10 protein-coding genes and 1 tRNA gene are annotated in these 9,604 nt (G+C 69.2%); 5 read left to right on the top strand and 6 right to left on the bottom strand.

The genetic code is table 11. The features are described from left to right. A partial coding sequence (locus tag LW587_RS01145) for a pyroglutamyl-peptidase I family protein (protein ID WP_442919074.1) occupies window positions 1-345 on the top strand: 345 nt, incomplete at its 5' end. Here LW587_RS01145 and LW587_RS01140 read toward each other — a convergent pair. Further along, complete coding sequence (locus tag LW587_RS01140; protein ID WP_232627761.1) at window positions 342-2,306, bottom strand: cytochrome C oxidase Cbb3; 1,965 nt, start codon at window positions 2,304-2,306, stop codon at window positions 342-344. The genes LW587_RS01145 and LW587_RS01140 overlap by 4 nt on opposite strands. A 290-nt stretch (window positions 2,307-2,596) precedes the next feature. Here LW587_RS01140 and LW587_RS01135 point away from each other — a divergent pair, with 290 nt between their 5' ends. Beyond that, window positions 2,597-3,340: a sigma-70 family RNA polymerase sigma factor gene (locus LW587_RS01135; protein WP_442919073.1), complete on the top strand. Its 744-nt coding sequence runs from the start codon at window positions 2,597-2,599 to the stop codon at window positions 3,338-3,340. Between the two features lie 45 nt (window positions 3,341-3,385). On the opposite strand, the gene LW587_RS01130 is transcribed toward LW587_RS01135, so the two are convergent. After that, window positions 3,386-4,225, bottom strand: coding sequence for a class II glutamine amidotransferase (locus LW587_RS01130; protein WP_232627771.1), 840 nt, complete (start codon window positions 4,223-4,225; stop codon window positions 3,386-3,388). A 146-nt stretch (window positions 4,226-4,371) separates the two neighbouring features. Beyond that, a complete protein-coding gene (locus tag LW587_RS01125) occupies window positions 4,372-6,141 on the bottom strand; it encodes an N-acetylglutaminylglutamine amidotransferase (protein ID WP_232627760.1) in 1,770 nt (589 codons plus the stop codon). An 841-nt stretch (window positions 6,142-6,982) separates the two neighbouring features. Between LW587_RS01125 and LW587_RS01120 the strand changes: the two genes are divergently transcribed. Continuing rightward, window positions 6,983-7,059: transfer RNA gene (locus LW587_RS01120), tRNA-Met, on the top strand. Between the two features lie 182 nt (window positions 7,060-7,241). On the opposite strand, the gene LW587_RS01115 is transcribed toward LW587_RS01120, so the two are convergent. Beyond that, window positions 7,242-7,439: a hypothetical protein gene (locus tag LW587_RS01115; RefSeq protein ID WP_056097086.1), complete on the bottom strand. Its 198-nt coding sequence runs from the start codon at window positions 7,437-7,439 to the stop codon at window positions 7,242-7,244. A 61-nt stretch (window positions 7,440-7,500) separates the two neighbouring features. Between LW587_RS01115 and LW587_RS01110 the strand changes: the two genes are divergently transcribed. Both LW587_RS01110 and LW587_RS01105 read left to right on the top strand, forming a co-directional pair. After that, a complete protein-coding gene (locus tag LW587_RS01110) occupies window positions 7,501-7,767 on the top strand; it encodes a hypothetical protein (protein ID WP_056097081.1) in 267 nt (88 codons plus the stop codon). A 322-nt stretch (window positions 7,768-8,089) separates the two neighbouring features. Further along, the gene (locus tag LW587_RS01105) at window positions 8,090-8,653 is read left to right on the top strand and encodes a metallophosphoesterase family protein (RefSeq protein ID WP_056097078.1); all 564 of its coding nucleotides are present in this window, start codon (window positions 8,090-8,092) and stop codon (window positions 8,651-8,653) included. On the opposite strand, the gene LW587_RS01100 is transcribed toward LW587_RS01105, so the two are convergent. Continuing rightward, window positions 8,650-9,192, bottom strand: a complete 543-nt coding sequence (locus LW587_RS01100; RefSeq protein WP_056097074.1) for a hypothetical protein — start codon at window positions 9,190-9,192, stop codon at window positions 8,650-8,652. The genes LW587_RS01105 and LW587_RS01100 overlap by 4 nt on opposite strands. 229 nt (window positions 9,193-9,421) lie before the next feature. Further along, a complete protein-coding gene (locus LW587_RS01095; protein ID WP_156384043.1) occupies window positions 9,422-9,601 on the bottom strand; it encodes a hypothetical protein in 180 nt (59 codons plus the stop codon). Window positions 9,602-9,604 lie beyond the last annotated feature (3 nt).

The following is a 9,604-nucleotide window of genomic DNA, read 5'->3' as shown; positions in this document are numbered from 1 at the left end:
AGCCGGCTGTTTCCCGACGCCTCGGGCCGGGTCTCGCGGCGGCTCGCCTTCGAGCCCGGCGGCCCGGCCCTGCGCCGAAGCCCCGCCGCCGGCCCGGTGCAGGTCGCTCTGCGCCGCGCCGGGCTCGAGGCCGCCCTCTCGCGCGATGCCGGGCGCTACCTATGCAACGCCGCCTATTACCGGGTGCTGGCGCAGGGCTGTCCGGCGGTGTTCCTGCACATCCCGATGCCGCCGCGCACGGCCCGTCCCTCGCGCGGGGGACGCGCCTCCCGTGATCCCGAGCGTTGGGTCGCGGCCTTCGCCGAAGCGGCCCGAGTGCTGATGGTGCGCAGCCGGCGCGGTTAGGGCACCGGAACGTCCTCCGTCAGCCGATCGACCGAGAGGAGGTAGGCCACGAGCGCGCTCTGCTCGGCATCCGAGAACCCAGCCTGCCGGTCGGCCCAGTAGGCATGGCCCGCGCCGGTGACGCGGGCGGTGCGGGCTTTCTCGGACCCTGCATTGGCGGTGATGACCCGAGCGCGCAGGCCGCGGTCGACCAGAGCCCGGAGGCTCTGGGCCGGGTCCGGCGTCACCCCGGCATCGACCGTGCCGGGCACGCCGAGATGCCGCTCCGGGTCCGGCCCGACGGCGACGCCGGAATCGTGCAGGTAGGGTGCGCTCCAGGCGAGCCCCACGAGATTCGGGATCTTGTAGCCGCCCCCCGTTCCGGCATGGGCCCAGCCGAGCTGGACCTGTCGCAGCGCCGCCCCCTCCAGGGGAATCGGCACGAGCGTCGGATCGGCTGGCAGCGGGAAGGGCGTGTTCGTGGCGAACATCGTCGGCGGAGCGAGGCGCGCCTCCATCTTGGCTCCGGCACGCGCCCGGCTCGGCTCGGTACCGATCTCCGCGACCGGCACGATGCGGTTGGCGGTAAGCGCCGGCCCCGCATGGCAACCGGCGCAGCTTGCGCGCTCGAACACCGCGCGACCGGTCGTCCGCTTCTCGGTCTCGCCGGGCCCGGCGTCGGGGGCGCGCAACAGGTTCTGGAAGGCCGACATGGCGTTGTTGGCGTGGTTGGCCGGCTCGCCGGGCACGGAGGCGAACAATCCGTTGTCGGTCATGTAGTTGGTGGCGGGAAAGCTCGGCAGCACCGCGTAGCGGTTGAGACCGGGCGAATCCGGCGTCGGGTCGGCGGCGGCCAGCACCTCGGTCGGACGTTGCGGACCGGCCGGATCGTAGCGGAGGGCCTGCGCGGCGGCGCCCTGCAGCACCGTGCCGAGATAGAGTTCGGGATCGAGTCCGAACAGCGTCCGGGCGGCGGCCGTCTGCTGCGTCGTGTCGGAATTGGCGGCGTGAACGTTGTTGTTGAGCGAGGACAATCCCTTGAACGGCCCCACGGCCTCGCGTCCGCTCCAGCTGTAGGGCTCACTGTAGGCTGAGAAGCTCGACGGGATCGAGGTCGGGTTCGTCACACGGTCGGCAGAGGAATCGAAGCTGCCCGGGGGCCAGCTCGCCACCTGAACCTTGGCGGCGGCCTCGAAGGATGGAGGATCGGGCAAGGGGATCCTCGTTCCCTCCTGCGACGTGACGGTGCGGCCCGGGTCGCCCGGATGAGCCTCGAGGTCGAGGCTGCCGTGCATGAAGTAGGCGCTCGCGTTCTTCGAGAGCGCCATGAGCAGGCCGGCATTGAGATCAGCGTTGGGAGCGCCCTCCACCACCTTGCCAGAGGCCGGATCGACCGCCGCGTGGCAGAGCGCACAGGTGATGCCCATGCGCAGATGGCCGCGATCGTAGAACGTGCGGATGCCGAGGATGAAGCGGGAGCCACGGGCCACGTCGAGGCCGGTCGGCACCTCGTCGCCCTTGCGCCAGACGCGGTCGCCGACCGTCATGTCTCGGGCCATTCGCACTTTGAGGTTGCCCGTGCCCTCGCCACCGAGCGCCGCCACGGCACGCGCCACCTCGAACGGCGACAGACCGCCGTCGAGCATGCCCATCACGTCGGTGAGGAAGACCTCGTTGCCGAAGGTCTCGCGGTAGAAGGCCTCGCGTCCGCGCTCGACCAGTGCCGCGTCGATCGCGATCGCTCCCCGCTCCGGTGACAGCGCCGCCCGGCCTTCGGGGCTCGCCTTCATCCCCTCCGCCTCCTCGGCGGAGACGCGCCGCCCGAGCAGATCGTAGGCGGTGCGCAGGGCGTAGCGGTCGCCGTTCAGCACATCCCCGGCCACGGGCATCGGCGCGTAGCTGAAGCGGGCGAACGCCCCAACGGCGACGACCGCTCCAGCGGCCAATCCTGAAGCGACGAGCGCGCGAAATGGCCAGCCCATGGGGAGCGTCAATTCCTTGATGAAAGCGGGGCCAGCCCCGTCCCGCGACAACACGGTCCGGTCGCGATCGTTCATCCGGCACAATCATTTGTGACAAATCTGGTTATTCCACCTGCACGCAAGGTGATCCCGCCGTTCGTTCCTGCGATCTTTTGGCACTCGCCGCGATTCGACGTAGCTCGCCGACGAACCTGCTAATCTATGTTGGCGCAGCGCGCGGCAAATCGCGGGACAACGGAGGTGCGGGGCATGCGCCCTTGCGCAAGTCCGTGATCAACGCACAGGACCTGATGCCTACCAAGACTGCCCTTGCCCCTGCCCTGCCCATCGGCGAGGGGCCCATGCTCGCCTTCGACGTCCAGCACCGTCTCGGCACCCTCCTCGCGGAAGCCTATGCCCGAATGCCGGGCAGTCCGAGCACCGGCTCGAACCGCTTCGACGAACTTCTCGCCCGGCTCGAGACCGTCCTGGTGGCGCAGGAGGGCCGGGATGAGGAGACGTTCCGCTCGTCCATCATCGAGATGACTCCGCGGCTCTACAACTTCGCGATGTCGTTGACGAAGAACCCGTCGGCCGCCGACGACCTCGTTCAGGACACGTTCCTGCGGGCCTGGCGCAGCCGGTCGCGCTTCACCGTCGGCACCAATCTCGGCGCGTGGCTGTTCACGATCATGCGCAACGCCTTCTACTCGCGCCACCGCAAGGAGGTCCGCGAGGTCGCCGACAGCGACGGCGATTACGCCGAGCGGCTGGCGGCGGCGCCGGAGCAGTCGGGGCACGTCGATCTTCTCGACGCGCAGATGGCCCTGGCCAAACTGCCCCTGCCGATGCGGCAGGCGCTCATCCTCGTGGCGATCGAGAACCTCAGCTACGAGGAGGCGGCGACCGTGATGAACTGCCGGATCGGCACGGTGAAGAGCCGCGTCTGGCGGGCTCGCGAGCAGCTCGCTCAGATCCTCGGCTACAACGCCGCCGATATCGGCCAGGACAGCATGGCGCTCGCCACCACGAGCGGCTCGACCTGGATGGCGTGAGGAGACCGGCCCCGCGATCGGGCCGGCCCCCGGCCCGGGCGCGGATCAGGCGCTCTTCTGCAATTGCAGCCGCGGCAGTCCCGAGGTTCGGGCGAGACCGAACTCCTTGAGCGAGACCACCGAAACCGGCTCGTCCCAGCGGGCGACGACGACGCTGTTGTCCGGCACCGGGATCCAGGTCGCGTGCTCCTGGTCGAGCGGCTCCGACACCACCACGACCCCGTCGGCGGACTGGCGATAATACATGCTGTTGGCCGCATCGTTGGCGGCGTAGCGGAAGGCGTAGAGGTCGCGTCCGTCGGCGAGCGCCGCGGTGAAGCGGAACGGATGCCCACCCTCGATGCCGCCGACGAGCTCGGTGACCCGCGCCAGCGCCTGGGTGGTGGCGGTGATCGGATCGCGGGGCTGGTCGGTCGCCATCAGGCCCTGGCCGAGGATCGCCAGAAACAGGGCCTCCGAATCCGTCGTGCCCGACCGCGACGGGTAGAGCGCGTCCGGAATCAGGGCCTCGATCGGCCGGCGCAAGCGCGCCCAGTCCCCGACATAGCCGTTGTGCATGAACAGCCACGGGCCGCAGGCGAAGGGGTGGCAGTTCGGCCGGGTGATCGGCGTGCCGGTCGCGGCCCGCACATGGGCGAAGAACAGGTGCGAGTGCAGATGCCGGCACAGGTAGCGCAGGTTCTCGTCCGACCATGCCGGCTGCACCTCGCGGAACCGGCCGGGCTCCGGATGGTCGCCGTACCAGCCGAGGCCGAACCCGTCGCCATTCGTCGCCGCGGTCGATTCGAGCGCCTTGATGCTCTGCGAGACCAGCGAGTGGGCCGGCTCGGTGATGTAGTGCTCCAGCGGGATCGTACGGCCCCGATAGGCGATCCAGCGACACATGGCGTTCGGCTCCCCGACCGAGTGCGTCTCGGCTACGGCGCCCATCGGGGATGATCGTGGAGAATCCGCGTCACCTTGAGCGCAGGCCGATCCTGGCGGGCGAACCGATCGCCCGGGGGCGATCGGTCATACGCGGGCGGCACTGATCAGAGGCGGTGCGATTGCAGCCACGCCTCCAGCAGCGCCACCTGCCAGAGCTTCGAATTCCCCTTCGGCGTCAGCGTCCCGTCGGGATCGGCCAGGAGCTTGTCCACGTAAGCGCGGTTGAAGAGGCCGCGCTCCCGCGCCACCGGCTGGTCGAGCACGTCGCGCACGAAGTCCATGAACGGGCCGCGGATATGCTTGAGGGCCGGGACCGGGAAGTAGCCCTTCGGCCGGTCGATCACCGCCGCCGGCACCACGGCACGGGCCGCCTCCTTCAGGATGTACTTGCCGCCGTCGCGCACCTTCAGCGCGGCCGGGATGCGGGCCGCGAGTTCGACCAGCTCGTGATCGAGGAAGGGCACCCGCGCCTCGAGACCGCAGGCCATGGTCATGTTGTCGACCCGCTTGACGGGATCGTCGACGAGCATGATCCGCTGGTCGAGTTCGAGGGTCTGGTCGATGGCGCTCGCACTGGTCGACCCGGCATAGAACCGCGTGAGGTAGTCGCGGCTGTAATCCGGGCCGAGCAGGTCGGGCGCGAGCGCCTCGCGCATCTCGGCCTGCTCGCGGTCGTGATAGGCGCGGGCGTAGTCGGCGACCGGGTCGGTCGAGCCCATCAGCTTCGGGTACCAATGGTAGCCGCCGAACACCTCGTCGGCGCCCTGGCCGCTTTGGATCACCTTCACGTGCTTGGCGACCTCCTGCGACAGGAGCAGGAAGGCGACGGCGTCGTGGCTCATCTGCGGCTCGGCCATGGCGTGGATCGCCAGCGGCAGGGCGTCGAGCGTCCGCGCGCCGTCGACCACAAGCTTGGCGTGATCGGTCTCGAACGCGGCCGCGATGATATCGGAATACTTGAACTCGTCGCCTTCGACGCCGTTCACCGCGTCGAAGCCGACCGAGAAGGTCTTGAGACCCTTCTGTCCGTTGCGGGCGAGCAGCGCGACGATGACCGAGGAATCGAGCCCGCCGGACAACAGCACCCCGGTCGGCACGTCGGCGATCTGGCGGCGGGCCACGGCGATGCCGAGGGATTCGAGCACGGCCTCGCGCCAATCCGCCTCGCTCATGCCGCGGTCCGCCTCACGGGGACCGACGGTGAGCGACCAATAGGCCTCCTCGTGGCGCCGACCATCGGCCTCCAGCGTCACGATCGTCGCTGGATGGAGCTTGCGCACGCCCTTCACGATGGTGAGCGGCGCCGGCACGCCCGCGTGCCAGCTCATGTAATGGTGGAGGGCGGCCGGATCGATGGCGGTGTCGACATCGCCCGCCGCCAACAGGGCCGGCAGCGAGGAGGCGAAGCGGAAGCGCCGTCCCCTCTCCGCATAGTAGAGCGGCTTGATGCCGAGCCGGTCACGGGCGAGCACGACCCGGCCGGAATCACGCTCGTGCACCGCGAAGGCGAACATGCCGAGGAAGCGCGTCACGCACATCCCACCCCAGGCGTGATAGGCCTTGAGCACGACCTCCGTGTCGCTCGTGGAGAAGAAGCGGTAGCCCTCGCCCTCCAATTCGGTGCGCAGCTCCCGATAATTGTAGATGCAGCCGTTGAACACGACCGTCAGCCCGAGGGCGGGGTCGACCATCGGCTGCTGGCCGGCCTCCGACAGGTCGATGATCTTGAGCCGGCAATGGCCGAACACGACCCGGCCCTGGCCGTGGATGCCGGCCGCATCGGGTCCGCGCGGGCTCAGCACCGCCATCATCGCCCGGACGGCGCCCGGATCGGCCTGTCCCTCGAACCTGATCTCTCCGCAGATCCCACACATCGATCCCGGTCGTCCTCGTCGCTCGCAATGGCTCGGTGTCCGACCGGCCAAACGGAAGCGCAGGCGGTGCGTTCCGCGTTCCACGCCGAAAAGCGCGCCTCTCCGCCCCGCGCGAGCCCGGCCTCCGATCATCGAGGGCAAGCGATGTCCGAGCCACGCGGCCGGCGAACGGGAGGGTCGGAACGTCCGCGGCGGAGAGCTCGCTCAGAAGCCGATGCGGGCGGCCAGGCCGGGCTTTGCCTCCGCTTGCACCCGCAACCGCTCCACCAGGTCGAAGGCCACCCCGGCCGGCACATGGCCGGAACTGGCGCGCGACCACCGCGAAGTCGCCCGGGGTCAGGCTCCTCGGTTCGGCGAGTTCCGGCGGCGGCGCCAGCCCGAAGACATGCTCGAAGGCGCGCGCCGCGCGCTCGGCCCCGGGCGGATGCGGGCGCAGCTTGAACACGAAGCGCCGCCGGGCCGCCGGGTCGAGGCGCTCCGGAAGGTTGGTGGCGGCCACCAGCAGCAAGGGATGATGGTCGAGCCCAGTGCGGGACGCTCGTTGACCCGGGACACCTCCCACTGGGCGCGGGCCGTGCCCCGATCGAACAGGAGGGAGCCATCGTCCAGCAACAGCAGGGCTCCGCGGAGCCGGGGTTCGGCGAAGGCCTCGGCGATCGGGGTTTCCGAAACCCCAACCCGCCCGCGGCACGGCGCGTGCGGAAGACAGGCTGTGGATCGCGCGCACGCGGACCCGAGTCCGACGCGCGAAGCCCCTCACGGGACCGTTGACACCCTCACCGCCTTCTCCCTATACCGCCGCCCACCGGAGCGCGTCCCCTGCGACGCCCTCCGCGACGGTGGCGGGGTAGCTCAGCTGGTTAGAGCAGAGGAATCATAATCCTCGTGTCGGGGGTTCGAGTCCCTCTCCCGCTACCAAAGAATTCAACGACTTAGACGCGAAGCCCTGGCCTGGACGCCGGGGCTTTTTCGTTCCGGGGCGGATTTGGGGCGGGACCTCGCGATCCGCCCCCGTTCCGTCCCGCCCCCGTCCGCCCCCGTCGCGACGCCTGTGGATGATCCCACCCGGTATCACCGGCAGCCGGTGATCCCACCCGGGATCAGGATGCCAGCCGCACGGGACGCGCCCGCCGCCGGTCCCGCCCCAGCGCCCTCGCTAGGTCCGCCGGCCGCTCGGCCTTCACCAGCCCGGGCCGCCGCGTCGACCTCACCTCCAGCATGTCCTCCGCCAGGGCCCGCAGGATCGCGTCGCGTTCCTCGCCGGCCACTGCATCCAGGATGTCCGCGTAATCAGGCATTGCCAACCCTCCGTCGCAGGAACAGATAGAGAACAAACGCGGCGGAGCAAGGACTGGGGCGGTGATCCTTCGGCTGGGCGACTTCCCCTACCGGCGGGTCCGGGTGGCCTGCCTGTGGTGCCCGCGCCGGCGGGGGGACTACTGCACCGAGAGGATGATCGCGCGCCTCGGGCCGAACGCCTCGCTCGACGCGGTGCTGCTGGCCGTGACGGTCACGTGCCGGTGGCCGAAGGCGTGGGGGAAGCGCGGCCCGAACCAGTACGTGCCCTGGTGCCGGGCCTACCTCGTGGACCTCGGCACGGACCGGCCGCCCGACCGACAAAGCTAACGGCGGACCGACGGATCTAAAGCTGCGGGGGGCTCCAACGACAAATCTAACGCTCGGGCAACATGGCCGACGTTGATGGTCTAACCCGCTTCCGAAGCTGTCGAATCATCCTGTTGGGGACAGTTTCGTTGATGCCCCCAGGCCAGGCCCCGTTAACCCGGCCCGTGCTACGACACCGATTCCACCGCCAACCCTTTCCGTTTTGGAAACGGTTCGCCGCTCCGGAGAGACCCGTGAAACCGATACGCCGCCGTCCCCTCGCCGAGATCCCTAATCCCGGGGCGTGACCGCGTGCGCGGCAGCCCCCTTTGAGGCTGCCAAAATGACGACCTTTTTCACCGCCGACACCCATTTTTTCCACGCCGGCGTCCTGCGTATGAGCGACAGGCCGTTCGTCGATATCGCCGAGCACAACGAGCTCCTCGTGCAATCGTGGAACGCGGTCGTCGGCCCACGCGACGAGGTCTGGCACCTCGGCGACTTCGGCATGGGTGGCACGCCGGAGCAGTACGCGGCGCTCTTCAAGCGCCTCCGGGGCCGCAAGTACCTCGTTCGCGGGAATCACGACCGCACGAAGACGACCAGCCTCGGATGGCACGAGCAGCACGAGCTCGTCTCGCGCCGGATCGAGGGCCAGCGCGTCATCCTCTGCCACTACCCGATGAGGGCCTGGGTCGGCGCGTGGAGGGGGAGCATCCAGCTTTTCGGGCATACCCATGGCCTGCTCCCGGACACCTCGCAGTCCTGCGACGTCGGGGTCGACCGGTGGAGCTATAGGCCGGTCACCCTCGGGGAGATCCGGGAGCGCCTGGCGGCGACCACGGACCAGCCCGAGGAGAAGGTCCGTGGCGCCGCGCTGGAGGCCGAGGACGACGGCGAGGGCTAGAAGTTCACCTCGACTGTACGGTCGCAGACCTCGACATCCGAATGCTCCATGAAGATGTCGTGGTAGTGCTGAACGGCGGCGAGTTCCGGATGCTCGGAGTAGTCGCCGTTCAAGCTGATGCGCTGGGCCATGCCGGCCGGAGTGAGCCACTGCGTCAGGCGGTCGAAGGCGGCCTTGTCCTTGTCGACAAGGCACTTGCGGACGAACACGTCGTCCTCACTGTCTCCGTACGCCAGGCGCCACGCCGTATGCGTCCACTCGTCCGCGATGTAGGCCATGAACCAATCCTGAGGGATCGAGTCCGACCGTCCCTGGCCCTTCACGTAGAACATGCGCAGGTCGTCCCGGCCTTCCTCCTTCACGAGGTTCACGAGGACGTAGGCCCGGTACAGCGTCAGCAGCATGTAGTCGGCCTGCTTGACGCGGTCGCCGGGCCACTTGGCGTGCATGATCCTGGCGGCGTCGCACGCCCGATCCAGGATGACGCTCTTGGCTTCGTCTTCGGTCGTCGGCTCGTCGAATCCACAGATGATTGTCATGGGATGTGCTCCTCCCGCAGAGGCCGGCGGCCTCGATGCGCGAAGGAATCCCCAAGTCCCGGGCGGAGTCTATCGACACCTGGGAGCTTGGTTAAGACGGTTTGGGTAGGTTAACCCGATGCCAGACCTTCGCAGGGTCGCGGATCGCCTGCAACCCCTGGGGCGAATAGTGGTTAACAGGTGGTTACCAAGCGCAGATCCGGTGATTCCCGTTTTGGGAATGGGGCGCTCAGTCCGGCCCGTGCGCGGCGTGCCAGGACAGCAGCAGCAGGGCGCGCTCCCACACCCGGCGGTGGGCGCCGTCGTCGTCGGGGATGGCGCCCACCGCCTCGGCCTGGGCCCGCCCGTCGCGGGCGAGGAGCCCGTCCACGAGCCTGTCGACCGCGTCCGTCTCGGCTCTCCACGTCAACAG

It is taken from the genome of Methylobacterium sp. Leaf118 (genome assembly GCF_920984675.1).
GTDB lineage: Bacteria > Pseudomonadota > Alphaproteobacteria > Rhizobiales > Beijerinckiaceae > Methylobacterium.
The sequence above is the reverse complement of the archived record's forward strand: the minus strand, read 5'-3'. Positions and strand labels throughout refer to the sequence as shown.

Bases quoted from the DNA above. Each gene is read 5' to 3' on its own strand.
- LW587_RS01140 (WP_232627761.1), bottom strand. From the start codon at position 2,306: ATGGGCTGGCCATTTCGCGCGCTCGTCGCTTCAGGATTGGCCGCTGGA.
- LW587_RS01135 (WP_442919073.1), top strand. From the start codon at position 2,597: ATGCCTACCAAGACTGCCCTTGCCCCTGCCCTGCCCATCGGCGAGGGG.
- LW587_RS01130 (WP_232627771.1), bottom strand. From the start codon at position 4,225: ATGTGTCGCTGGATCGCCTATCGGGGCCGTACGATCCCGCTGGAGCAC.
- LW587_RS01125 (WP_232627760.1), bottom strand. From the start codon at position 6,141: ATGTGTGGGATCTGCGGAGAGATCAGGTTCGAGGGACAGGCCGATCCG.
- LW587_RS01115 (WP_056097086.1), bottom strand. From the start codon at position 7,439: ATGCCTGATTACGCGGACATCCTGGATGCAGTGGCCGGCGAGGAACGC.
- LW587_RS01105 (WP_056097078.1), top strand. From the start codon at position 8,090: ATGACGACCTTTTTCACCGCCGACACCCATTTTTTCCACGCCGGCGTC.
- LW587_RS01100 (WP_056097074.1), bottom strand. From the start codon at position 9,192: ATGACAATCATCTGTGGATTCGACGAGCCGACGACCGAAGACGAAGCC.